Here is a 23,191-nt window from a genome sequence, read left to right as displayed (position 1 = left end):
GAAGGGCCCGTGGCGGGAAGCCACGGGCCCTTCCGGGTGCGTCACGGGTGCCGTCGGTCAGGCCGCGGCCGTCTCCGTCTCGCGCACCTCGGCGAAGTGACAGGCCGACTCGTGCGCGGCCGCGCCCTTGAGCAGCGAGGGCACCGCGAGCAGCGGCATCTCCTCGGAGCAGCGGTCCTCCGCCTTCCAGCAGCGGGTGCGGAAGCGGCAGCCGGACGGCGGGTTGGCCGGCGAGGGGATGTCGCCGGTCAGGATGATCCGGTCGCGGTGCTCGCGCGCCGTCGGGTCCGGCACCGGCACCGCGGAGAGCAGCGCCTGGGTGTACGGGTGGGTGGCGTTCTCGTAGATCTCCTCGTCCGAGCCGATCTCGACCATCTTGCCGAGGTACATCACGCCGACGCGGTCGGAGATGTGCCGGACGATGGAGAGGTCGTGGGCGATGAACATGTACGAGAGCCCGAAGTCGCTCTGCAGCTGCTCCAGCAGGTTGATCACCTGCGCCTGGACGGACACGTCCAGGGCGGAGACCGGCTCGTCGCAGATGATGATCTCGGGCTTGAGCGCGAGGCCGCGGGCGATGCCGATGCGCTGGCGCTGACCGCCGGAGAACTGGTGCGGGTACCGGTTGATGTACTCCGGGTTCAGGCCGACGACGTCCAGGAGGTCCTGGACGGCCTTGCGGCGGTCGCCCTTCGGCGCCACCTCGGGGTGGATCTCGAACGGCTCGCCGATGATGTCGCCGACCGTCATGCGCGGGTTCAGCGACGTGTACGGGTCCTGGAACACCATCTGGATGTTCCGGCGCACGGCCTTGAGGGCCTGGCCGGTCAGCTTGGAGATGTCCTCGCCCTTGAACAGCACCTGGCCGGAGGTGGCCCGCTCCAGGTTCATCAGCACCTTGGCCAGCGTGGACTTGCCACAGCCGGACTCGCCGACGATGCCGAGCGTCTCGCCCTTCATCAGGTCGAAGGAGATGCCGTCGACCGCCTTGACCGCGCCGACCTGCTTCTTGAAGAGGATGCCCTGGGTCAGCGGGTAGTGCTTGACCAGGTCCTTGACCTCCAGGATGGGCTCAGCCATGGAGGGTCTCCTTCCAGAGGTGGCACGCGCTGCGGCGGCCGGTGAGCTCCTTGCCGTCCTTGTCGGTCACCTGGTGCAGCGCCGGGATCTCCGTGCGGCACAGGTCGGTGGCGACGTCACAGCGGGGGTTGAACGCGCAGCCGGCCGGGACCTTCAGCAGGTTCGGGGGCAGACCCTTGATCGCGTACAGCTCCTGGCCCTTCTGGTCCAGGCGCGGGATGGAACGCAGGAGGCCCTTGGTGTACGGGTGCGCCGGGTTGGCGTACAGGTCGCGCACCGGGGCCGTCTCGACGATCCGGCCGGCGTACATGACGGCGATCTTGTCCGCGACGTCGGCGACCACGCCGAGGTCGTGGGTGATCAGGATCAGGCCCATGTTGTACTCGGCCTGCAGCTCGGCGAGGAGGTCCATCACCTGGGCCTGGACGGTCACGTCCAGGGCGGTGGTGGGCTCGTCGGCGATGATCAGGTCGGGCTCCATGGAGAGCGCCATCGCGATCATGATGCGCTGGCGCATGCCGCCGGAGAACTGGTGCGGGTAGTCGCCGACGCGCTGCCTGGCGGCGGGGATGCGGACCCGCTCCATCAGCTCGATGGCCTTCTCCCGGGCCTCCTTCTTGGAGGCGCCGCGGTGCACCCGGAACATCTCGCCCAGCTGGGCGCCGACGGTCATGACGGGGTTCAGCGAGGACAGCGCGTCCTGGAAGATCATCGCGATCTTCTGGCCGCGGATCTGCCGGCGCTCCTCCTCCTTCATGGCCAGCATGTCCTGGCCGCGGAAGAGGATCTGGCCCTGGCTGATCTTGCCGGGCGGCATGTCGAGGATGCCCATGATGGTCTGGGCGGTCACCGACTTGCCGGAGCCGGACTCGCCGAGCACCGCCAGGGTCTCACCGGCGGCCACGGAGTAGTTGACTCCGTTCACGGCCTTCGCGACGCCGTCCCGGGTGTGGAACTCCACGTGGAGGTCCTTGACCTCCAGCAGCGGGGTGCCAACTTCGAGCCGGCCGCTCTTCTGGTTCTTCTCGATCACGGTGGTCATCGGGTCGTCACCTCTTCTCTCAGCGGAGCTTCGGGTCGAGGGCGTCGCGCACCGCGTCGCCGAGCATGATGAAGGCCAGCACGGTGACGCTCAGGACCGCGGCGGGGAAGAGCAGCACGTGCGGGGCCGCCAGGAAGCGGACCTGGGCGTCGCTGATCATCAGGCCCCAGGAGATCTCCGGCGACTGGACGCCGATGCCCAGGTAGGACAGGGCGGACTCGGCGCCGATGTAGACACCCAGGCTGATCGCGGCGACGACGATGACCGGCGCGATGGCGTTCGGCAGGATGTGCCGGAAGGTGATCCGGCCGGCACCCGCGCCCAGGGCGCGGGCGGCCATCACGTAGTCGTTGTTCTTGTTCGCCAGCACCGAGGCGCGCATGATGCGGTAGATCTGCGGCCAGCCGAGGACGGCCATCACCAGGGAGACGGTGTAGGCGTTGCCCTTGCCGAGCATCGACATGATCAGCATGCCGCCGAGCAGGGTCGGGATCGAGAAGAAGATCTCGGTGAACCGCGACAGGACCGAGTCGATGATCCCGCCCTTCCAGCCGGCCAGCAGGCCGAGGAGGGAGCCGACCACGGTGACCATGGTGGTGGTCAGGATGCCGACGATGATCGAGTTGCGGGCGCCCCAGATGGTGCGGGTGTAGTTGTCGCAGCCCTGGACGTCGTAGCCGAACCAGTGGTCGGCGCTCGGACGCTCCAGCGAGTGCGACAGGTCGCACGCGTTGTTGTCGAACGGGCTGCCGTCGGTGAACCACTGCGGCACGATCGAGATGACGATCAGCGCCAGCACCAGCACGCCGCCGATGATGAACATCGGGTTGCGGCGCAGGTCGCGGACCGCGTCCGACCACAGGCTGGCAACGCGCTCCGGCTTCTGCTTCTTCGCCGGCGCGGCCTTCGGGCTGTTGTCCCCGGCCGGCGCCGAGGCGTCCTTGGTGATGGTGTCACTCATAGCGAATCCTCGGGTCGAGCACGGCGTACAGCATGTCCACGAGCAGGGTGGTCACGAGGTAGATCATCACCAGCAGCGTGACGACGCCGACGATGATCGTGCCCTGCTTCTGGTACACGGCCTGGGCGAGCAGACCGCCGATGCCGTGGATGTTGAAGATCTTCTCGGTGATCACCGCACCGCCCATCAGGCCACCGAGGTCGGCGCCGAGGAAGGTGACGATCGGGATCAGCGCGTTGCGCAGGGCGTGCCGGCCGATCACCCGACGGCGCTTCAGGCCCTTGGCGACGGCGGTGCGGACGTAGTCCGCGCGCATGGTCTCCATCAGGCTGGTGCGGGTCAGTCGGGCGACGTACGCGAGCGAGAGCGACGCGAGGACGAAGGCCGGCAGCAGGTAGGCCCGGATTCCGTCCTCCTCGTTGAAGGAGACCGAGAAGAAGTCGATGCCGTACGAGTTCTTCAGCTGGACGCCGAGCACCAGCTGGAGGATGAAGCCGGTGACGAAGACCGGGACCGAGATGACCAGCAGGGTGCTCAGGAGGACCAGCTGGTCGAGGAACTTGCCCTTGCGCAGGGCCGCCATGACACCCGCCGCCACACCGACGACCGCCTCGATGACGAACGCCACCATGCCGAGGTTCAGGGTGTAGGGGAAGGCGTCGCCGATCATGTCGCTCACGCTGCGACCCTGCAGGCTCTCGCCCAGGTCGCCCTGGAAGACGCCCGAGATGTAGTGCCAGTACTGAACGAGGAACGGGTCGTTCAGGTGGTACCTCTGACGGATCATCTCCGCCACGATCGGGTCGGCGCGCTTCTCACCGGCCAGCGCCTGCACCGGGTCACCCGGCAGCGAGAAGACGATGAAATAGATCAGGAACGTCGCACCGATGAGAACAGGGATCGCCTGTATCAACCGGCGGATCACATAGCGGCCCATCAGACCTCCATACTTTCGGACAAGGAAGGGAGGCGGGCGAGCCGGACTGTGGTCCGGTCCACCCGCCCCCGATCGTCTGACTACCGGATCAGCCGGCCATCTCAACTTCGGCCAGGTTGTAGCGCATCTGCGCATCCGTGTTGAAGTTCTTGATCTTCTTGGTGTACGCAGCGGAGGACTGGTACGTGTAGACCGGGATGTACGGCATGTCCTTGATCAGGATGTCGTCGGCCTGCTGGTAGAGCTTGATGCCCTCGTCCTCGGTCTTCGCCCCGTCGGCCTGGGTCAGCAGGCTCTCGAACTGGTCGTTGACGTAACCGCCGTAGTTCGAGCCGCTGTCGATGGCGACCTTGGAGAAGATCGGGCGCAGGTAGTCCTCGATCGACGGGTAGTCCATCGACCAGGCCATGCGGAAGGCGCCCTGGTACTGCTTGGCCTGGAGCGCGTCCAGGATCTTGCCGAACTTCTCGAACGGCTTGAAGGTGACCTCGACGCCGAGGTTCTTCTTCAGCTGGTTGCCGACGGCCTCGATCCACTCCTTGTGGCCGCCGTCGGCGTTGTAGCCGAGCTCCAGGGTGTTGCCCGGCAGACCGCCGGCCTGGGTGAAGAGGTCCTTGGCCTTGGCCGGGTCGTACTTGCAGGCGTCGCCGCAGGCGTCCTTGCGGTAGCCGTTGATCAGCGGGCTGACGAAGTCCGAGGCCGGGACGCGGGTGCCGGCGAAGATCGTCTTGGTGATCTGGTCACGGTCGATCGCCATCGAGATCGCCTTGCGGATCTCCGGCTTCTGGTAGGCCGGGTTGTAGGCGATCGGGAAGCCGATGTAGCCGATGCCCGACTCCGGCTTGTTGATGTAGCGGTCACCGAACTCGCTGGCGACGGTGGACATCGCGGAGATCGGGAGCTTGTTGGTGGCCTGGATGTTGTCGGCGCGCAGGTCGTTGTACGCGGTGTCCAGGTTGTCGTAGATCTTGAAGGTCACGTTCTGCAGGTGGGCCTTGGTGCCACCGTAGTTGTCGTAACGCTTGATCTTGATCTGCTTGTTGTGGTCCCAGTCGCCGTCCATCTGGAAGGGACCGTTGCCGATGGGGTGCTCGCCGAACGCCTTCGGGTCAGAGAAGAACGCCGTCGGCAGCGGGTAGAACGGGTTGTAACCCAGCATCGTCTTGAACTGCGAGAACGGCGCCTTCAGGGTGACGGTGAAGGTCTTGTCGTCGACGACCTTCAGGCCCTTGAGCTCCTTGGCGGTCGGGGTCTTGCCCTTGCCCGGAGCCAGCTCGTCGGAGCCGAGGATCTTGTCGTAGAAGGGCAGGCCCTCGGCGGCGTTGTCCTGGTTGGCACCCCAGTTCCAGGCGTCCACGAAGGACTTGGCGGTGACCTTCTCGCCGTTGTGGAAGGTGTAGCCGTCCTTGAGCTTGATCGTCCAGGTCGTGCTGTCCGCGGAGTCGATCGACTCGGCCATCGCGAGCTTCGGCGCGTTGGTCTTGATGTCGTAGTCGACCAGACCGGTGAACAGCGAGTACACGACCTGCGTGCCCTCGGACTCCGCGGTGTTCTGCGGAACCAGACCGTGCTGGGGCTCACCGAGCTGGACGGCGATGCTGCCGCCGTCCTTCGAGGCCGAGTCGCTGCTCTTCGAGCTGGTGCTGCAAGCGGTCGCGGCCAGGGCGATCGCGGTCGCCGCAACGAGCCACTTGGTCTGGGTTGCACCACGCATGGGGGATGCCTCCTGAAATCGACTTTCCAACGAGGAGAGCACCGCGGTTGGTTGATACCGGATCCGCTGTGCCGTCCGCGCTCGTGGTTTCGGCGCGCACCCCTGCGCGTTAACCCTTGACCCGAGCCTGACTGGCTCCACTATCCGTCACGCACGGACACGAAAGTGACCACTGCCGATCTCAATTAGGTCACATGAACGGTCGGTAAGTTTCGAAAACCGGACATATGAGACATAGCCAGACAGGTACCAAACGGACAGTCGTCATGAATGACGGACTGTCATGTTCGCTCAGCGGACACCCCACTGTGATAGGCGCTATTCCGTTTATACGCGCATCGACAACTTGGGGTGATTGAAAAAGTTCGCCCCCCTCTCCAGTGGAAAGGGGGGCGGAGCTTTCCGGCCAAAGGCCGATCAAACCGTCGGGATCACGCCTTCTTGGCGCGCGAAGCGGTGCGGCCGCGGTCCTTCTGGTCGAGGACGACCTTGCGGATGCGAACCGTTTCCGGGGTCACCTCGATGCACTCGTCCTCGCGGCAGAACTCCAGCGACTGCTCCAGCGAGAGCTTGCGCGGCGGGACGATCGACTCGGCGACGTCGGCGTTCGACGACCGCATGTTGGTGAGCTTCTTCTCCTTGGTGATGTTCACGTCCATGTCGTCGGAGCGCGAGTTCTCACCGACGATCATGCCCTCGTACACCTCGGTGCCCGGCTCGCAGAAGAGCACGCCGCGCTCCTGCAGGTTGGTCATCGCGAAGGCGGTGACCACGCCGGCCCGGTCGGCGACCAGCGAGCCGTTGTTGCGGGTGGTCAGCGTGCCGAACCACGGCTCGTGGCCCTCGTGGATCGAGTGGGCGATGCCGGTGCCGCGGGTGTTGGTGAGGAACTCGGTGCGGAAGCCGATCAGGCCGCGGGACGGCACGACGAACTCCATGCGGACCCAGCCCGAGCCGTGGTTGGACATGTTGTCCATCCGGCCCTTGCGGATGCCCATGAGCTGGGTGACGGCACCCATGTGCTCCTCGGGGACGTCCACGGTGAGGCGCTCGACCGGCTCGTGCGTCTTGCCGTTGACCTCCTTGGTGACCACCTGCGGCTTGCCGACGGTCAGCTCGAAGCCCTCGCGGCGCATGGTCTCGATCAGGATGGCCAGCGCCAGCTCACCGCGGCCCTGCACCTCCCAGGCGTCCGGGCGCTCGGTGTCCAGGACGCGCAGCGAGACGTTACCGATGAGCTCGCGGTCCAGGCGGTCCTTCACCTGGCGGGCGGTGACCTTGCGGTCCACCTTGGCACCGGCCTTGGCGTCCGCGCCCTTGCCGCTGCCGCCACGGCCGACGAGCGGCGAGGTGTTGGTGCCGATGGTCATCGAGATGGCCGGCTCGTCCACCGTGATCAGCGGCAGCGCGATCGGGTTCTCCGGGTCGGCCAGGGTCTCGCCGATCATGATGTCGCCGATGCCGGCGACGGCGCAGATGTCACCGGGGCCGGCGACCTCGGCCGGCTTGCGGGTGAGCGCCTCGGTCATCAGCAGCTCGGAGATGCGGACGTTCTGGATCGAGCCGTCGCGCTTGATCCAGGCCACGGTCTGGCCCTTGCGCAGCTCGCCCTGCTCGACGCGCAGCAGCGCGATGCGGCCGAGGAAGTTGTCGGCGTCCAGGTTGGTGACGTGGGCCTGGAGCGGGGCGTCCTCGTCGTAGCTCGGGGCCGGGACGTGCTCCAGCAGGGTGGAGAAGAACGGCTCCAGGCTGGTGCTGTCGGCCGGGACGGTGCCATTCTCCGGCTTCGTCAGCGACGCGACGCCGTCACGGGCGCAGGCGTAGACGATCGGGAACTCGATCTGGTCCTCGTCGGCGTCCAGGTCCAGGAAGAGGTCGTAGGTCTCGTTGATGACCTCGTCGATCCGGGAGTCCGGGCGGTCCGTCTTGTTGATGCAGAGGATGACGGGCAGACGGGCCGAGAGCGCCTTGCGGAGCACGAAGCGGGTCTGCGGCAGCGGGCCCTCGGAGGCGTCGACGAGGAGCACGACCGCGTCCACCATCGACAGACCGCGCTCGACCTCGCCACCGAAGTCGGCGTGGCCCGGGGTGTCGATGATGTTGATGGTGATCGGAGCGCCACCATCCTTGGGGTGGTACTTGACCGCGGTGTTCTTCGCGAGAATGGTGATGCCCTTCTCGCGCTCCAGGTCGTTCGAGTCCATCATGCGGTCGTCGAGGTGCTGGTGGGCCGCGAAGGCGCCGGCCTGCTTCAGCATGGCGTCGACCAGGGTGGTCTTGCCGTGGTCGACGTGGGCGACGATGGCGACGTTACGGATGTCGTTGCGCGTGGGCATGCCTAGCGGATTCTCCCGGAATCGTGGGTTACGGCGCCCGGCCGCGAGACGCGCACTTGCGGCCGCCGTCGGCCGCCGTCACCCGTTCGCCTGCTACTACCGGTCCACCCGCCGGGCATCTGGACACGCCCCGGCTTTCTCCTATGGTACGGGGAAGGGCGCACCGGGGCAGAAACGAGCCCGTCCGGCGGGATCAAGATCACAGCCGGGTCACGCCGGGCTACGGCGTCACGGCCCACCCGACGTCCTGGAAGCGCGGCCAGTCGAAGCCCCACACCCCGGCCCCGGCCACGCCCGAGCGGACGCCCACCAGCTCCGGCCGCTGGTAGAGCGGCACCGAGTGGCCGAGCTGCCAGATCCGGACGTCGGCCTCCTGGAGCAGGTCCAGACGGGTGGCCCGGTCGAGCTCGCCGGCCGCCCGGTCGAAGAGGCGGTCGATCTCCTCGGTGCCGCTGCGGGCGTAGTTGCTGCCCGGGTCGAGGGTGCCGTCGGGGTCGGGCCGGGGCTTGGCGTAGGCGGGCCGCTGCTCGCTCGCCGGACTGGGGCCGGCCGGCCAGGAGAACAGGGCGAGGTCGTAGTCGCCCACCGCGAGGTGCTCCTTGACGAAGGTGTCGGCGGGCGCGGTCACCGTCCGCAGGGCGACGCCCTGCTCGGCGAGGCTGGCGGTGAGGGCGTCGGCAGTGCGCTTGGCGGTCGCGGAGCCTGCCGGGACGAGCAGGTCGAGGGTGAGCGGCTTACCGTCCTTGGCCCGCGTGCCACCGCCGGCCGGCCGCTTCCACCCGGCCTCGTCGAAGAGCCGGGCGGCGTCGGCCGGGCCGGCGGCCGCGCTGTTGTCGCGGTAGCCGTCCTGGTCCCCCGCGAGGAGGTGGCTGCCCAGGGCGGCCGGGGCGACGCCGAGCGGGGTGAGGGCCGCGGCGGCGACCCGCCGCCGGTCGACGGCCCGGCCGAGCGCGAGGCGCAGCGCCGGGTCGGTGAGCGGGCCCCGGGCGGCGTTGAGGGTGAGCTGGGTGAGCGAGGCGGCGGCGGCCCGGTGCACGGTGATCCCGGGCAGCGACTCGGCCCGCCGCAGGGCGAGCGCGGCCGCCTCGGGCGCGGCGGCGGGCGGGGCGGCGGCGGGCGCTGCGGCCGCGGAGGGGCTCGCGGACGGCGCCGGGGGCACCGCCCGGTCCACTGCGGCGGTGACCGGGGCGATGTCCAGCAGGTCCTGGTCCAGGGCGTCGAGGCGCCGTTCGGGGGCCGCCGCGAGGAAGTCGATCCGGTCCGCCTTCGGCCGGTCGCCCCACCAGAGCGGGTTGCGCTCCAGCGTCACCCGTCCGTCCTCGGCGTCGTACCGGGACACCGTGTACGGCCCGGCGCCGAGGTGGCCCCCGCCCGCGAGCGCCTGGTTGAACGCCGCCGCGGTGGACGTCTCGGCGGCCGGGTACAGCGGTCCGAAGAGGGACGGCCAGTCGGCGCAGGGCCGCCGGAAGGTGACCTTGACCTCGTGCGGGTCGGCGCCCTGGCCGATCGAGTCGATGGCGTCGTACCCGGCCGGGTGCCCGCCCCGGTACGCCGGGTCGAGGCCGGAGAGCGCGGCCCGCTGGGCGATCAGGTCGGCGGCGGTCAGCGGGGTGCCGTCGCTCCAGACGGCGTGCGGGTTGAGCCGGTAGGTGACGACCTGCGGCCGCTGACCGGGCGGGGTGGACTCGGCGCCGGCCAGGTAGTCCGGGTCGGGGACGAGCCGGCCGTGCCCGTCGGGCCGGAAGAGCGACGGGTAGAGGGCGTGCGCGAGCAGCGCCGAGTCGGCGGTCGCGGCGGGCTGGTAGACGTTGAGCGTCGCGGGGACGCGGTCCACCGCCCAGCGCAGCGTCCCGCCGTCCCGGACGGCGGCGCGGTCGGCGGGCCGGACGTCCCCGGTGGCGGCGGTGGCCTCGGGGGCGGGCTCGGGGGCCGGGGGCCGGGCCGGGGCCGGGCGGTCGGAGCAGCCGCCGAGCACGGCGGCGAGCAGCAGCGCGGCGGCTGCGGCGGTGAGCTGGCGGACGCGCATGGCGGCCATCGAACGCCGACCGGCCGGTCGCGCCCGCGCCGACACGGCGGGCCGCCGGGCGACTGCACCCGGACGGCCGATCCCCCGGACGCCTCAGAGCGCCAGCTCGAACCAGACGATCTTGCCCTTGGGCGTCCGCCGGCTGCCCCAGCGCTCGGCGAGCAGGCTGACGAGCTGCAGGCCGCGCCCGCCCTCGTCGGTCTCCTGCGCGCGGCGCTGCCGGGGCTGGGCGTAGCCGTCGTCCCAGACCTCGCAGACCATCCCGCGGTCGCGCAGCAGCCGCAGCCGGATCTCGCCGCGCCCGTGCTTGAGCGCGTTGGTGACCAGCTCGCTGACGAGCAGCTCGGTGGTGTCGACGAGCTCGTCCAGGCCGCGGGCGAGCAGCCAGCTGCAGGCGAGTTCGCGGGCCTTGGCGACGGACGTGGGCTCGGGCGGCAGGAACCAGTTGCCGACGCTGTCCTCGGGGAAGGCGTGCACCTTGGCCATCAGGAGGGCGATGTCGTCCTCGCCGTGGTGCGGGTTGAGCTCGCCGAGGACGTGGTCGCAGAGGTCCTCCAGGCCCTTGCCCTCGGCGGAGAGCGCGGTGCGGAAGGCCCGCAGGCCCTCGTCCAGCTGGTGCTTGCGGCTCTCCACGAGGCCGTCGGTGTACAGGCCGAGGACGGCGCCGTCGGGCAGGGTCAGCTCGACCTCCTCGAAGGGCTCGCCGCCGACGCCGAGCGGCAGGCCGGGCGGCACGTCGAGCATCCGGGCGGGCTCGCCGGGGCTGAGCAGGACCGGCGGCAGGTGGCCGGCGTTGGCGAACACGCAGCGCCGGGTGACGGCGTCGAAGACCGCGTAGACGCAGGTGGCCAGGTAGACCTCGCGGGCCTCCTCGTCGGCCGTCGAGGTGAGCCGCCCGTACGGGCTGGCCGGGCCGGCCGGTACGGAGTCGTCGCCGAGGCCGCGGGCGATCTCGTCGAGGGCGCCGAGCACCTCGGCGGGGTCGAGGTCGAGCATCGCGAGAGTGCGCACGGCGGTGCGCAGCTGGCCCATCGCGACGGCGGCGCGCAGGCCGCGGCCCATGACGTCGCCGATGACGAGCGCGGTGCGGTTGCCGGGCAGCGGGATGACGTCGAACCAGTCGCCGCCGACCTCGGTGTTGTTGTTGCTGGGCAGGTAGCGGCAGGCGATCTCCAGGCCGCTGGCGGCCGGGTTGCCGGGCGGCAGGAGGCTGCGCTGGAGGATCAGGGCCCGCTCGTGCTCGCGGCGGTAGAGCCGGGCGTTGTCGATGCAGACGGCGGCGCGGGCGACGAGCTCCTCCGCGATGGCGACGTCGCGGGCGTCGAAGGGCTCGCTGCCGATGGCGCGGGAGAGCTGGACGAGCCCGAGGACCTGGTCGCGGGCGACCAGCGGGACGATCAGCGTGGAGCGCAGCAGCGGGTCGGGCCCCGGCTCGGGGACGACGCTGCGGCCGGTGCGCAGGGCCCGGGCGTGCGGGGAGCGGCGCGGGTAGCAGAGCGTGCCGCCGGCCTCGGCGATGGGCAGGCCGGTGACCGAGCCGAGCACCGAGGAGGCGCCGCCGACGACGCTGGAGACGGCGACCCGGCGCAGCTCGCCGCTGCCGTCGGTGAGGACGGTGTCGCCGAGGCGCCCGGCGCTCGGGACGCTCTCGCCGGAGAGCAGCGCGGTGTACAGGTCGACGGTCGCGAGGTCGCAGAACGGCGGGACGACGACGTCCAGCAGCTCCTTGGCGGTGGTCTCCAGGTCGAGGGTGGAGCCGATGTGCGCGCTGGCCTCGTTGAGCAGCGCGAGGTTGCGGCGGACGCCGTCGGCCTCGCGCTCGGCGACGTGCCGGCTGGTGACGTCGGAGACCTGCCCGGCGACGCCGATGGGCTGGCCCGCGGCGCCGTTGAGGCGGTAGAGCGACACGGCCCAGAGCCGGTTGCCCTCGCGGGTGGGGACGACGCCGTGGAAGCGCAGGTCGAACACGGGCTCACCGGTGGCGAGCACCTTGCGCAGGGCGGCGCTCAGCCGGTCGGCCTCGGAGGGCGGGAAGAGGTCGTGCGGGGTGAGGCCTTCGAGGTCGACCGGGGCGAGGCCCATGCCGGAGGCGAAGGCGTCGTTGACGCGCTGCAGGCGCAGCCGGTCGTCGAACAGGACGAAGCCGGTCGGGGTCTGGCCGAAAACCGCCTCCGAGGCGGCGAGATCGGTCTCCACGCGGCGCAGCCGGCCGAGGTCGACGGCGAGACAGGTGGCGCCGGCGGGCAGGGCGGTGTCCGGCATCAGGTACAGCTCGGCCAGGCCCTCGCCGCCGGCGGCGTCGAGGTACGGGGTGGTGCCGGTCCACTCCTCGCCGCCGAGGGTGCGCTCCAGCCGGGCGCGGCCGCGCTGCCAGAGCTCGCGCGGGACGAACGTGGTGATCGGGTCGGCGCCGACCGCGTCGGTGGCGGGGACGCCGAAGAACTCGGCGGCGCGCTCGCTCCACTGGCTGATCCGCCCGTCGGGGCCGATCGCGAAGGTGGCGACCCGGATGTAGTCGTAGACCGAGCCGGCACCCGCGTGGGTGCCGACGTGGGCGGCGGCGCCGTTCCGGCCCTCGGCCGCGGCGGCCGCGCGGGCCGTCACCGGGGCGGGCAGGTGCGGTGAACCGGCCTGCCCGGGCACGGCGGCATGACCGCTGCTGCTCGGCGCGTTCCGCGCCGGGGTGCTGTTCAACGGACCGACCCCTCCAACCCGCGACCGTCCGGATGTCGAGAAGACCGAGTATTCATCATCGAGGGGTGCGTTCACACGCCCTCAACATCACAACATCAGATCGGGCGAAGGTTTTTGTCCTACCGCCCGCGCAACCACAATGCCACGCCCGCGCCCCCTTCCGGAGTGCGCGCTCCCCCTGGCCGCCAGGTGGCATATGCAGCTCCGTTCTACTCGCGTCCCGCTGGTCCTCCGCGCCGGCTCACGCCCTCGCCCGCCGCACGCCTCACGGCTCGTCGGGCTCATTACCCGGGAGCGCCTGCTCGAACCAGACGACCTTGCCGATGCCCTCGGCCCTGGCGCCCCAGCGCAGCGCGAGCCGACGGACCAGCTCCAGGCCCCGGCCGCCCTCGTCCGCCTCGGCCGCGTGCCGCTCGCGGGGCGGGTCGGGAAGCGGGTCGGAGATCTCCACCAGCAGCGTCTCGCCGAGCGTCAGCCGGACCCCGATCGGGGCGCTGGCGTACCGGACGGCGTTCGTGACGAGCTCGCTGACCAGCAGCTCCGCGATGTCGGTCAGCGCCTCGACGCCCCACTCGGCGAGCGTGGAGCGCACCAGCCGCCGGGCCCGGGAGACGGCGGTGGGCTCGGCCGGCAGCGTCCAGCCGGCCGTCGGGGTGCCGGCCTGGCCGTGACCGAGCCGGGCCAGCAGCAGCGCGACGTCGTCCGGCTCGCGCCCCTGCTCCATGGTGTCGAGCACGGCCTCGCAGGCGGCCTGGATGGACGCGTGCGGCTCCTGGAGGACGGTGACCAGCCGGCCGAGGCCGACGTCCAGGTCCTTGTCCCTGGACTCGACCAGGCCGTCGGTGCACAGCGCGAGCAGACTGCCCTCGGGGATCTTCAGTTCGACCGACTCGAACGGGACGCCCCCGACGCCGAGCGGGGCGCCGGAGGGCAGGTCGAGGATCCGGCCGGTGCCGCCGGGCAGCGGGCCGCCGGTGCGGGTCGGCTCCTCGGTCTCCTGGCCGGGCACCACGAGCACCGGGGGGATGTGCCCGGCCTTGGCGACGGTCAGCCGGGCCGTGCCGGGGTCGAAGACGGCGTAGACGCAGGTCGCGAGCAGCGCCTCGTCCGGCCCCTGGGCGAGGTCGTCGGCGAGCTCGTGGACGTGCCGCAGCAACACGTCCGGCGGCAGGTCGAGGGCGGCGAGCACCCGGACGGCGGTGCGCAGCCGGCCCATGGTCGCGGCGGCGCGCAGGCCGTGGCCCATGACGTCGCCGACGACCAGCGCGGTGCGATCGCCGGGCAGCGGGATGACGTCGAACCAGTCGCCGCCGACCTCGGTGCCGCTGGAGCCGGGCACGTAGCGGTAGGCGACCTCGACGCCGGTGGGCTGCGGGACCTGCTGCGGGAGCAGGGTGCGCTGGAGGGTGAGCGCGGCGGTGCGCTCGCGGGCGTAGAGGCGGGCGTTGTCGAGGGAGCTGCCGGCCCGGTCGGCGAGTTCGACGGTGAAGGCGAGGTCGTCCCGGTCGAAGCCCTCGCGGTAGCCGGCCCGGCTGACCAGCAGCAGGCCGATCACGATGCCGCGGGCGCGCAGCGGGACGACGAGCATCGAGTGCACGCCGAGGTCGTGCGCGGCCTGCATCTTCGGGTCGCCCGGGTAGGTGACGTCGTTCAGCTGGTCGGCGCCGGAGAGCAGCTCGGGCACGCCGGTGCGCAGCACCCGGCCGCAGGCGGAGTCCTCGGCGAAGGTGATCCGGGCGCCGCGGCGCAGCATCACGTCGACCTCGGGGCCGTCCTGGACGGAGGCGGTACCGAGTTGGAGCAGCGAGGTGCGCCGGTCGTGGCCGTGGCGGGGCAGGTCGTCGCCGTGGGCGACGGCCTGCAGCAGGATCACCGCGGAGTGGTCGGTGAGCCGGGGGACGACGGAGCCGGCCAGCTCCTGGGCGATCCGGGCGGCGTCGAGGAGGTCGCCGACCCGCGAGCCGAACTCGTTGAGCAGGGAGAGCCGGCGCCGGGCGTGCTCGACCTTGGCGACGGCCCGGTAGCGCTCGGTGACGTCCATGACGGTGCCGGAGATACCGAGCACCCGGCCGGAGCGGTCGGTCATCCGGCTGTAGGAGATCGAGCGGTAGCCGGAGCGGGCGGTGACCGGCGAGGCGAGGGTGACGTCGATGACCGGCTCGCCGGTGGCCAGCACCTGGCGCTGGATGGCGGTGATCTCGTCGGCGGCCCGCTCGGGCAGGGTCTCGCCGGTGGTGCGGCCGACGTGGTCGTCGGTGGCGACGCCGTTCATCTCGGCGAGGGTCTGGTTGACGGCGGTGTAGCGCAGGTCGGTGTCGAGGACGGCGATGCCGAGCGGGGACTGCTCGAACAGCGCGTCACGCACCGCGAGGTCGCGCTCGACGGCCCGGACGGCGGCCGCCTCGGCCAGGTTGACCTGGAGGAACGGGGTGCCGTCGCCGTCCACCAGCAGCGAGATCCGGGCGTCCACGGCGACCGGCACGCCGTCCCGGTCGCGCAGTTCGGCGGGCCCGGCCCAGCGACCGTTGCGCAGGGTGTCCCGGATGGCGGCCTGGATCCGGGCGACCTGGTCGTGGTCCGGGATGAGCTCGTCGATCCGGCGGCCGACCAGCAGCTCGTTCGGCCAGCCGAGCAGCTCCTCGGCGGCGGGGCTCCAGAGCACCACGCGGCCGGCCGTGTCGAGGATCGCGATGGCGACCTTGAGCATGTCGAGCAGACTGCCCTCGGCCGGGGTGCCGGCCCCGCCCGGCGGCTCGGTGGGCCCGCCGGGGAACGGGCGGGCGGGCCGGCTGCGCAGGCCCGGGGCGGGGACGTCGAGGGTCGGCGCGGGCCGCGGGGTGCCGGCCTCGGCACCGCCCGGGGCGGCCTCGGTGACGGCCGCGGGCCCGCGGCCCCGGCGGCGGACGGCGGCCGGCTGCGGGGCCGCCGGGCGGGCGCCGCGGCGCAGCCGGGCGCGGGCGGCGGCGCTCCCCGCGGTGCCTGTCCGCCGTGCTCCCCCGCCGCCGTTACCGGTATTCGACACCGACGGGGCCTCCGGCTCTGGTCGGGATCGGCGGCGCCGGCTGGGGCGGCTCACCGATGGTGACGAAACGTGCCGAAAAGTGACATACCCAGCAGAACCCAGGCTATCCCGGCTGCCGGGTCGTCTTGTCCGATTGACCTACCTGGCGCGGCGCCGGGCTCGCGCCGACAGGTGGGGGCTCAGGTGCCCAGGAGGCCGGCGACGTGTGGGAGGACGTCCCGGTCGTGGTCGAGCCAGTCGACCGAGTCCAGCTCGTCCGGGCCGAGCCAGCGCAGCTCGTCGTGCTCCAGGAGCGGACGGGGGTCGCCGTCGAGCAGCTCCGCGGCCCAGAAGTGCAGCTCCAGGCCCGGCCGGACGGCCCACGCGCCGGGCAGCCGCTCCAGCGCCCGGGCGTGCACGCCGAGCTCCTCCAGCAGCTCGCGCTCCAGCGCCTCGGACTCCGTCTCGCCGGGCTCGGCCTTGCCGCCCGGGAACTCCCAGCGCCCGGCCACCTCCGCGGGGGTGTTGCGGCGCGCGGCCAGCACCCGCCCCGCCCGGACGATCACGCCGCCGATCACGATCCGGACGGCGGCCTGCTCCTCGATGTTCACGGTTGCGGGATTCATGGCACGAGCCTAGGCGCCCGGGGCCGCGCGCTCGGCCTCGGTCCAGTAGAGCTGCTTGTGGCCGCGGGCCTCGAACTCGGCCGCGAGGCGCTCGGCCTCGTCCTTCGCCAGTCCCCGCGCGACGACGAAGCGGTTGCCGTTGTCGTCCTGCCGCATCACCCAAAAGGTGCTCATGGCGGGAGCGTATCCCCGGCCTGCGTGGGGGTCGGGCCGGGGATACCTGTCCCGAACCGTACGGGCGGCTCGCTACCGGCAGGTACGGGCCGGGTTAACTCCGGGTAAGACGGCGCGTCAGACCCGGAGGTCGGGCACCTGCTCACCGGTGGACAGGCCCAGCTCGCGGCGGGCGTCCACGCTGAGCGGGGTGGTCTTGGCCGTCAGCAGCTTCGCCCGCCGGATCTCGCCCTCCAACGCGGTCGGATCGGTCGTCCGCGCTGCGGACTCCCAGGCGGTGGCGGCGTCCCGCTGGGCGGCGGCCAGCGCGGCGACCTTCGGCTTCGCGGCGTCCGGCCAGGACGTCGTCGTGCGGGACAGCTGCTCGGCCTCGGCGCGGGAGGCGGCCGCCATCCGCCCGGCCCAGGTCACGTACTCGGAGCCGGCCGTCGCGACCTCGCCCTTGGGCTGGTTCGCGTAGGCCGTGTTGAAGCCGCGGACGGCCTCCAGGTAGGCGAGCTGGGCGGAGGTCAGGCTGCCGCGGTCGGTGCGGACGGTGCCCACGTGCTCGGCGTCGCGGTCCTCGAAGGCGCAGGTGATGTACCGCTCCCCGTACTTCCAGTTGCCGGCGGTCGGGTAGAGGTAGATCTCGTCCATGCCGTCCGGGATCGCCCACTGGTCGAGGGCGTAGTTGTCGAGCACGGGGCGGCAGAGCTCCGCGGCGCGCTCGCGGATCGCCGACTCGCCCGGGTAGGTCCGGCTGTCGCCGGCCGGGGTCCTGGCGGTGCCGGCCACCTCGCCGTGGTGCGGGGCGGAGCAGGGCACCTTGCGGACCCAGTACACCGTCTCGTCGCCGCCGTCCGGGTCGACCCGGCTGCCCCCGTCCGGGGAGCTGTAGCAGTCCCCGGACTTGAGGGCGGACCAGCGGACCGAGCCGGCCGGGGCCTTGGGCGGCGCGCCGGAATCGGCACGGTCGACCGGGCCCAGCACGGCGCCGAGGACGCCGAACACCGTGACCATGACGCCGAACACGCCGAACACCAGGCCCGTCACGGCCATGCCCATGCCGCGCTCGGCGCGCTTCCTGATCTGGACCATCGCGACGATCGACAGCACGAGGGCGACCGGCCACGCGCAGACGAGGCCGGTCACGAGGGCTCCGATGGCGAACCCGTTGACCTGCTTGGGGGGCTGGGGGTAGCCGTACGGGTAACCGGGCTGGAAGCCGGAGTACGCGGCGGGCGGCACCGACGCCCAGCCCCCGGCGGGCCCGGTGGCCCCGGCTGCCCCGACGGGCGGCGGCGGCGCCAGGGGCGGGGCCCCGGCGGGGGCGGCCCACGGGTCGGCGGGGGCCGGGGCGGCAGCAGGCGGGGCCGCGTCGGCGGGAGCTGCCGGGATGTCGGTCTTGGCGAGGTCCACCCGGTCCGCCGGGGTGTCCGCGGGCTGCGGAGACTCGGCGGGCGGGGCCGCTTCCTTGCCGAGGTCCACCCGGTCCGCCGGGGCCACCGGGGCCACCGGGTTCTCGGCGGCCGCGGGGTTCTCCGGCCCGGGGACGGGCGCGTCGGGATCGGGCTTGGACACGTGGACTCCCCCGGCCCGGCGGTGCGGGCGTCAACTCGGCGTTCTGCGCCGCTCGGCGGCCTTCGGCACACGGCTCGGACCCGAACGGGCCCGAGAACGAACGGTCGCGCGACTTTACCCGATCTTTTCGAACGCCTGCCCGCCCTTTGTTCCCGCCCCTCAGCCGCGCGCCAGGACCTCGCCGTGGAGCATCGAGAACCAGGCGTCCCCGGCGCCGCTCCACTCCCGCCAGCCGGCCGCGATCCGCTCCAGCTCCGCCCGGTCGGCGAAGCCCGCGGCCACCGCCGTGCGGGCGAACGCCGAGTCGACCGTCCGGTCCGCCCACATGCCGCCCCACCACGCGCACCGCTCGGGCGTCGCGAACGTCCAGGTCGTGGCGGTGGCGGCGACCTCGGCGAAGCCGGCCGCCCGGGCCCAGGACAGCAGCCGCCGCCCGGCGTCCGGCTCGCCGCCGTTGGCGCGCGCGGTCCGCCGGTAGAGCGCCAGCCAGTCGTCCAGCGCGGGCGCCTCGGGGTACCAGGTCATCGAGGCGTAGTCGACGTCCCGGGCCGCGACCACGCCGCCCGGCGCCAGCACCCGGCGCATCTCGCGCAGCGCGCCCACCGGGTCGGCCACGTGCTGGAGCACCTGGTGGGCGTGCACCACGTCGAACTCGCCGTCACGGTAGGACAGTCGGTGGACGTCGGCGACCTCGAAGACGACGTTCGACAGCCCCCGCGCGGCGACGTACTCGGCCGCCTGCTCCAGCACCTCGGCGGAGGTGTCCACGGCCACCACCCGCCCGCTCGGACCGACCAGCTCGGCCAGGTCGGCGGTGATCGTGCCCGGCCCGCAGCCGACGTCCAACAGGGCCTGCCCGGGGCGCAGTTCGGGCAGCAGGTAGGCGGCGGAGTCGGCGGCGCCGCGCGAGCGGTGCGAGCGCAGCACGGCCTCCTGGTGGCCGTGCGTGTAAACGGTGGACGTTCCGCTCATCGGATCCCCCTCGATCGTGTTCGGCTTCCCCCGACGCTACTCCTGTTCTCGCATAGCGAGAAGATTCGTCTCACATGATGGCCACCCGACGGCGCCCGCCCCGCCGCCCGCCGTACCGTGGAGGCCCCCCGACAGAACGGTCCCGCCCCATGCCCGGCCCGCGCCCCTTCGTCCTGCTGAGCGCCGCCGTGTCGCTCGACGGCCACCTCGACGACGCCTCCCCCGAGCGGCTGCTGCTCTCCAACGCCGCCGACTTCGACCGGGTCGACGAGGAGCGCGCCGCCGCCGACGCGATCCTGGTCGGCGGCAACACCCTGCGCGCCGACAACCCGCGCCTGCTGGTCAACGACGCCGGCCGGAGGGCCGCCCGGGTCGCGGCCGGCCGGCCGGCGTACCCGCTGAAGGTGACGCTCAGCGCGAGCGGCGCACTCGACCCGGCGCTGCGGTTCTGGCACACCGGCGGCGGCAAGGTCGCGTACACGACGGACGCCGGCGCGGCGGCCCTGCGCCCGGCGCTGGACGGGCTGGCCAACGTGGTCGCGCTCGGCGGCGCGGTGGACCTCGGCGCGGTGCTGGACGACCTGGGTGCCCGCGGCGTGCGCCGCCTGATGGTCGAGGGCGGCGGCAGCGTGCACACCCAGTTCCTCGCGCAGGGCCTGGCCGACGAGCTCCAGCTGGCCGTGGCCCCGCTGCTGGTCGGCCAGGCGCAGGCGCCGCGGTTCGTCCACCCGGCCGCCTTCCCGGGCGGTCCGGCGCGGCGGATGCGCCTGCTGGAGGCACGTACGGTGGGCGATGTCGTCCTGCTCAGGTACGCCCCGAAGGAGCCCGCCCCGTGACCACCGACCTCGACCACCTGCGCCGGGCCGTCGAACTCTCCCGCCTCTGCCCGCCGTCCGGGACCGCCTTCTCGGTCGGCGCGGTGGTCGTCGGCGCCGACGGCGAGGTGCTCGCCGAGGGGTACAGCCGCGAGACGGACGCGCACGACCACGCCGAGGAGGCCGCGCTCGGCAAGCTCCCGGCCGGTGACCCGCGGCTGCGCGGCGCGACGGTCTACAGCTCGCTGGAGCCGTGCGGGCAGCGGGCCTCGCGCCCGGTACCGTGCGCCCGGCTGATCATCGCGGCGGGCGTGCCGCGGGTGGTGGTGGCCTGGCGCGAGCCGGACCTGTTCGTGACCGACTGCCAGGGCACGGCGCTGCTGGAGGCGGCCGGGGTCGAGGTGGTCGAGCTGGCGGAGCTGGCGGCGGAGGCCCGGGCGGTCAACGCCCACCTGCTCGGATGATCTTTTGTATCATCATTGAACAAAGGGCTCGTCTTCGCCGGGTCCACCGCCGCCCGCCGGCCCCCGCCGGCCCGCACCGCGAGGAGCCCGCCCCATGCCCGCCGCCCCCGTCCGGCTGACCGCCCGCGCCCTCCTGCTCGACATGGACGGCACCCTCGTCGACTCCGACGCCGTTGTCGAGCGCTGCTGGCGGCGCTGGGCGGCCGTGCACGGCCTCGACCCGGCCGCCGTCCTCGCCGTCGCGCACGGCCGCCAGGGCCACGCGACGATGGCCGAGCTGCTGCCCGGCCGCCCGGCCGAGGAGAACCTCGCCGACAACCGGCGGATGCTCGCCGCCGAGCGCGCCGACACCGACGGCGTTGTCCCCGTCCCCGGCGCGCCCGCCTTCCTCACCGCGCTGGCCGGCCTCCCTCACGCCCTCGTGACCTCCGCCGACGAGCCGCTCGCCCGGGTCCGGATGGCCGCCGCCGGACTGCCGATGCCGGGCGTCCTGGTGACCGCCGAGTCGGTCGGCGCGAGCAAGCCCGACCCGGAGGGCTTCCTCAAGGGCGCCGCCGCACTCGGCTTCCCCCCGGCCGACTGCCTCGCCTTCGAGGACTCGGGGGCCGGCATCGCCGCCGCCCGCGCGGCCGGCCTGCGCGTCGTCGGCATCGGCCCCCGCGCCGCCGCCCACCGCCCCGACGCCCACGCCGACACCCTCGAAGCCGTCACCGTCACCACCGAGCCCGACGGCACGGCGACCGTCACCGTCCGCTGAACTCCCCCCACGAACGCCGAACCGCCCGGCCCCGTGCGAACACGGAACCGGGCGGTCCACCGCACCGGCGGCGGTCAGACGTTGAAGCGGAATTGCCATCACACCACTGCAACCTGCGAGAACGCCCCTGCCGACGAACGAAGTCAGCACAGAACCAGCACGGTGACGTGAACCCGCTGCTGACGATCAGTAGTGGTAGCGGGCTGCCAGGATGATGATCTCCCGGTCCGTGACCAGATAGACGAGACGGTGCTCGTCATCGATCCGCCGCGACCAGGCACCGGGCAAGTGGTACTTCAGCGGCTCGGGCTTGCCGATCCCGGTGAACGGGTCGCGCAGGACGTCCTCGATGAGCTTGTTGATCCGAGCGAGCATCTTGCGGTCGCTCTTGAGCCAGGACGTGTAGTCCTCCCAGCCGGCCTCTTCGAAGACGAGCCTCACGCGGCGCCCTTCTCGACACCCGCCGCATCAGGATCGATGAGCTCCCGCTCGGAAAGCCCTGTGCCGCCAAGGGCGTTCTCGTACGCCTTGAGCAAGCGGCGCGCGTTCACCGGCGAGCGCAAGAGGTAGGAGCCTTCACGCAAGGCGGCATAGTCCTCGGCCGAGACGAGCACGGCATTCCCGTGCTTGGAGACGATCTCAATGGCCTCGTGATCGTCGTTGACCTTCTTGATCAACGGGAAGAGAGCCTTGCGCGCCTCGCTGGCTGTGATCGACATCGACTGAACTCCTTCCATGACCGGTACCACATAACGTACCACTCAAGTGCATGCGACGGGCCGAAGAAGTCAGCACCGAGTCAGCACGGAAAACGGACCGGGGCCCGCCTCAAGGGAGGCGGGCCCCGTCCGACCTGCACATTTGACAGATCGATCTATCTCAAAGCAATCAAATGATCAGACGTTGAAGCGGAACTCCACCACGTCGCCGTCCTGCATGACGTACTCCTTGCCCTCGATGCGGGCCTTGCCCTTGCTGCGGGCCTCGGCGATGGAGCCGGTCTCGACCAGGTCGGCGAAGGAGATGACCTCGGCCTTGATGAAGCCCTTCTGGAAGTCGGTGTGGATCACACCGGCCGCCTCGGGGGCCGTGGCGCCCTTCTTGATGGTCCAGGCGCGGGTCTCCTTGGGGCCGGCCGTCAGGTAGGTCTGCAGGCCGAGGGTGTCGAAGCCGACGCGGGCGAGGGTGGCGAGGCCGGGCTCCTCCTGGCCCATCGACTGGAGGAGTTCGAGCGCCTCCTCGTCGTCGAGCTCGATCAGCTCGGACTCGATCTTGGCGTTCAGGAAGATCGCCTCGGCCGGGGCGACCAGCTCGCGCTGGGCGTTCTTGAAGTCCTCGTCGGCCAGCTCGTCCTCGTCCACGTTGAAGACGTAGAGGAAGGGCTTGGCGGTCAGCAGGTGGAGCTCGCGGATCGGGGCGGTGTCGAAGCCGGCCTCGAAGAGGGTCTTGCCGGTCTCCAGGATCGCCTGCGCGGCCTCGGCGGCGGCCAGCACGGGGGCGGTGTCCTTCTTGAGGCGCGCCTCCTTCTGGAGCCGCGGCAGGACCTTCTCGACGGTCTGGAGGTCGGCCAGGATCAGCTCGGTGTGGATGGTCTCGATGTCGTCCTTGGGCGACACCTTGCCGTCCACGTGCACCACGTCGGGATCGGTGAAGGCCCGCACGACCTGGCAGATCGCGTCCGACTCGCGGATGTTCGCGAGGAACTTGTTGCCCAGGCCCTCGCCCTCGGAGGCGCCGCGCACGATGCCGGCGATGTCGACGAAGTCGACGGTGGCCGGGAGGATGCGCTGCGAGCCGAAGATCTCGGCGAGCTTGGCCAGCCGCGTGTCCGGGACGCCGACGACGCCGACGTTCGGCTCGATGGTGGCGAACGGGTAGTTGGCCGCCAGCACGTCGTTCTTGGTCAGGGCGTTGAACAGGGTCGACTTGCCGACGTTCGGCAGGCCGACGATTCCGATCGTGAGCGACATGAAGCGCAGTCCCGGGGCTTGGAGGAGTTGGACCGGCACCGTGCGGGCCGACCCCCAAGTCT

General features: G+C 71.9%; 17 protein-coding genes and 1 pseudogene. 2 read left to right on the top strand and 16 right to left on the bottom strand.

From position 1 onward, the window contains the following. Positions 1–57 precede the first annotated feature (57 nt). The 13 genes from ACFVSN_RS31540 to ACFVSN_RS31480 all read right to left on the bottom strand — a co-directional run bounded on the left by ACFVSN_RS31540 (position 58) and on the right by ACFVSN_RS31480 (position 19,123). Positions 58–1,080 carry an ABC transporter ATP-binding protein gene (locus ACFVSN_RS31540; protein WP_380438139.1) on the bottom strand — a complete coding sequence of 341 codons (1,023 nt, stop codon included), beginning with the start codon at positions 1,078–1,080 and terminating at the stop codon, positions 58–60. Continuing rightward, positions 1,073–2,122, bottom strand: coding sequence for an ABC transporter ATP-binding protein (locus ACFVSN_RS31535; protein ID WP_380438137.1), 1,050 nt, complete (start codon positions 2,120–2,122; stop codon positions 1,073–1,075). Before ACFVSN_RS31535 ends, ACFVSN_RS31540 begins: the two co-directional genes overlap by 8 nt. A 19-nt stretch (positions 2,123–2,141) precedes the next feature. Continuing rightward, positions 2,142–3,083 (bottom strand): ABC transporter permease, encoded by a 942-nt coding sequence (locus ACFVSN_RS31530; RefSeq protein ID WP_380498032.1) that lies wholly within the window; start codon positions 3,081–3,083, stop codon positions 2,142–2,144. After that, positions 3,076–4,020 carry an ABC transporter permease gene (locus ACFVSN_RS31525; protein ID WP_380438133.1) on the bottom strand — a complete coding sequence of 315 codons (945 nt, stop codon included), beginning with the start codon at positions 4,018–4,020 and terminating at the stop codon, positions 3,076–3,078. Before ACFVSN_RS31525 ends, ACFVSN_RS31530 begins: the two co-directional genes overlap by 8 nt. An 88-nt stretch (positions 4,021–4,108) precedes the next feature. Continuing rightward, positions 4,109–5,734, bottom strand: coding sequence for an ABC transporter substrate-binding protein (locus ACFVSN_RS31520; RefSeq protein WP_380438130.1), 1,626 nt, complete (start codon positions 5,732–5,734; stop codon positions 4,109–4,111). A gap of 431 nt (positions 5,735–6,165) precedes the next feature. Next, complete coding sequence (gene typA, locus ACFVSN_RS31515; protein ID WP_380438128.1) at positions 6,166–8,070, bottom strand: translational GTPase TypA; 1,905 nt, start codon at positions 8,068–8,070, stop codon at positions 6,166–6,168. 220 nt (positions 8,071–8,290) lie between these two features. Continuing rightward, entirely contained in the window at positions 8,291–10,096 is a 1,806-nt protein-coding gene (locus ACFVSN_RS31510) for an ABC transporter family substrate-binding protein (RefSeq protein WP_387957049.1), read from the bottom strand. A 93-nt stretch (positions 10,097–10,189) separates the two neighbouring features. After that, complete coding sequence (locus ACFVSN_RS31505) at positions 10,190–12,790, bottom strand: SpoIIE family protein phosphatase (RefSeq protein WP_387957048.1); 2,601 nt, start codon at positions 12,788–12,790, stop codon at positions 10,190–10,192. 265 nt (positions 12,791–13,055) lie between these two features. Continuing rightward, entirely contained in the window at positions 13,056–15,812 is a 2,757-nt protein-coding gene (locus ACFVSN_RS31500) for a SpoIIE family protein phosphatase (RefSeq protein ID WP_387957047.1), read from the bottom strand. 179 nt (positions 15,813–15,991) lie between these two features. Next, entirely contained in the window at positions 15,992–16,417 is a 426-nt protein-coding gene (locus tag ACFVSN_RS31495) for an NUDIX domain-containing protein (protein WP_380441653.1), read from the bottom strand. A gap of 9 nt (positions 16,418–16,426) precedes the next feature. After that, positions 16,427–16,591, bottom strand: a complete 165-nt coding sequence (locus tag ACFVSN_RS31490) for an SPOR domain-containing protein (RefSeq protein WP_387957046.1) — start codon at positions 16,589–16,591, stop codon at positions 16,427–16,429. 117 nt (positions 16,592–16,708) lie between these two features. Next, the gene (locus ACFVSN_RS31485) at positions 16,709–18,151 is read right to left on the bottom strand and encodes a DUF4190 domain-containing protein (protein WP_387957045.1); all 1,443 of its coding nucleotides are present in this window, start codon (positions 18,149–18,151) and stop codon (positions 16,709–16,711) included. Positions 18,152–18,310: 159 nt separating this feature from the next. Continuing rightward, positions 18,311–19,123 carry a methyltransferase domain-containing protein gene (locus tag ACFVSN_RS31480; RefSeq protein WP_387957044.1) on the bottom strand — a complete coding sequence of 271 codons (813 nt, stop codon included), beginning with the start codon at positions 19,121–19,123 and terminating at the stop codon, positions 18,311–18,313. Positions 19,124–19,272: 149 nt separating this feature from the next. Between ACFVSN_RS31480 and ACFVSN_RS31475 the strand changes: the two are divergent. Together ACFVSN_RS31475 and ACFVSN_RS31470 are read left to right on the top strand one after the other, a co-directional pair. Beyond that, positions 19,273–20,402, top strand: a pseudogene (locus ACFVSN_RS31475) (dihydrofolate reductase family protein). Positions 20,403–20,496: 94 nt separating this feature from the next. Then, positions 20,497–21,159, top strand: coding sequence for an HAD-IA family hydrolase (locus ACFVSN_RS31470; protein WP_387957043.1), 663 nt, complete (start codon positions 20,497–20,499; stop codon positions 21,157–21,159). A 186-nt stretch (positions 21,160–21,345) separates the two neighbouring features. Here the strand turns inward: ACFVSN_RS31470 and ACFVSN_RS31465 are convergent, their stop codons facing one another. The 3 genes from ACFVSN_RS31465 to ychF all read right to left on the bottom strand — a co-directional run bounded on the left by ACFVSN_RS31465 (position 21,346) and on the right by ychF (position 23,129). Then, positions 21,346–21,600, bottom strand: coding sequence for a Txe/YoeB family addiction module toxin (locus ACFVSN_RS31465; protein ID WP_380506743.1), 255 nt, complete (start codon positions 21,598–21,600; stop codon positions 21,346–21,348). Next, on the bottom strand, positions 21,597–21,878 hold the full coding sequence (locus ACFVSN_RS31460; RefSeq protein ID WP_380441641.1) for a type II toxin-antitoxin system Phd/YefM family antitoxin: 282 nt from the start codon (positions 21,876–21,878) through the stop codon (positions 21,597–21,599). The genes ACFVSN_RS31465 and ACFVSN_RS31460 overlap by 4 nt, the downstream gene beginning before the upstream one ends. Before the next feature lie 177 nt (positions 21,879–22,055). Next, positions 22,056–23,129 carry a redox-regulated ATPase YchF gene (ychF, locus tag ACFVSN_RS31455; protein ID WP_380497230.1) on the bottom strand — a complete coding sequence of 358 codons (1,074 nt, stop codon included), beginning with the start codon at positions 23,127–23,129 and terminating at the stop codon, positions 22,056–22,058. Positions 23,130–23,191: the final 62 nt, after the last annotated feature.

This window comes from Kitasatospora sp. NPDC057904 (assembly GCF_042887925.1).
Taxonomy (GTDB): domain Bacteria; phylum Actinomycetota; class Actinomycetes; order Streptomycetales; family Streptomycetaceae; genus Kitasatospora.
Note: the sequence above shows the minus strand (reverse complement) of the source record. Positions and strands in the feature narration are given on the sequence as shown.

Coding starts and splice junctions, on each gene's coding strand:
- ACFVSN_RS31525 (WP_380438133.1), bottom strand. CDS start 4,020: ATGGGCCGCTATGTGATCCGCCGGTTGATACAGGCGATCCCTGTTCTC.
- ACFVSN_RS31535 (WP_380438137.1), bottom strand. CDS start 2,122: ATGACCACCGTGATCGAGAAGAACCAGAAGAGCGGCCGGCTCGAAGTT.
- typA (WP_380438128.1), bottom strand. CDS start 8,070: ATGCCCACGCGCAACGACATCCGTAACGTCGCCATCGTCGCCCACGTC.
- ychF (WP_380497230.1), bottom strand. CDS start 23,129: ATGTCGCTCACGATCGGAATCGTCGGCCTGCCGAACGTCGGCAAGTCG.
- ACFVSN_RS31460 (WP_380441641.1), bottom strand. CDS start 21,878: ATGTCGATCACAGCCAGCGAGGCGCGCAAGGCTCTCTTCCCGTTGATC.
- ACFVSN_RS31520 (WP_380438130.1), bottom strand. CDS start 5,734: ATGCGTGGTGCAACCCAGACCAAGTGGCTCGTTGCGGCGACCGCGATC.
- ACFVSN_RS31540 (WP_380438139.1), bottom strand. CDS start 1,080: ATGGCTGAGCCCATCCTGGAGGTCAAGGACCTGGTCAAGCACTACCCG.
- ACFVSN_RS31530 (WP_380498032.1), bottom strand. CDS start 3,083: ATGAGTGACACCATCACCAAGGACGCCTCGGCGCCGGCCGGGGACAAC.
- ACFVSN_RS31495 (WP_380441653.1), bottom strand. CDS start 16,417: ATGAATCCCGCAACCGTGAACATCGAGGAGCAGGCCGCCGTCCGGATC.
- ACFVSN_RS31490 (WP_387957046.1), bottom strand. CDS start 16,591: ATGAGCACCTTTTGGGTGATGCGGCAGGACGACAACGGCAACCGCTTC.
- ACFVSN_RS31470 (WP_387957043.1), top strand. CDS start 20,497: ATGCCCGCCGCCCCCGTCCGGCTGACCGCCCGCGCCCTCCTGCTCGAC.
- ACFVSN_RS31510 (WP_387957049.1), bottom strand. CDS start 10,096: ATGCGCGTCCGCCAGCTCACCGCCGCAGCCGCCGCGCTGCTGCTCGCC.
- ACFVSN_RS31480 (WP_387957044.1), bottom strand. CDS start 19,123: ATGAGCGGAACGTCCACCGTTTACACGCACGGCCACCAGGAGGCCGTG.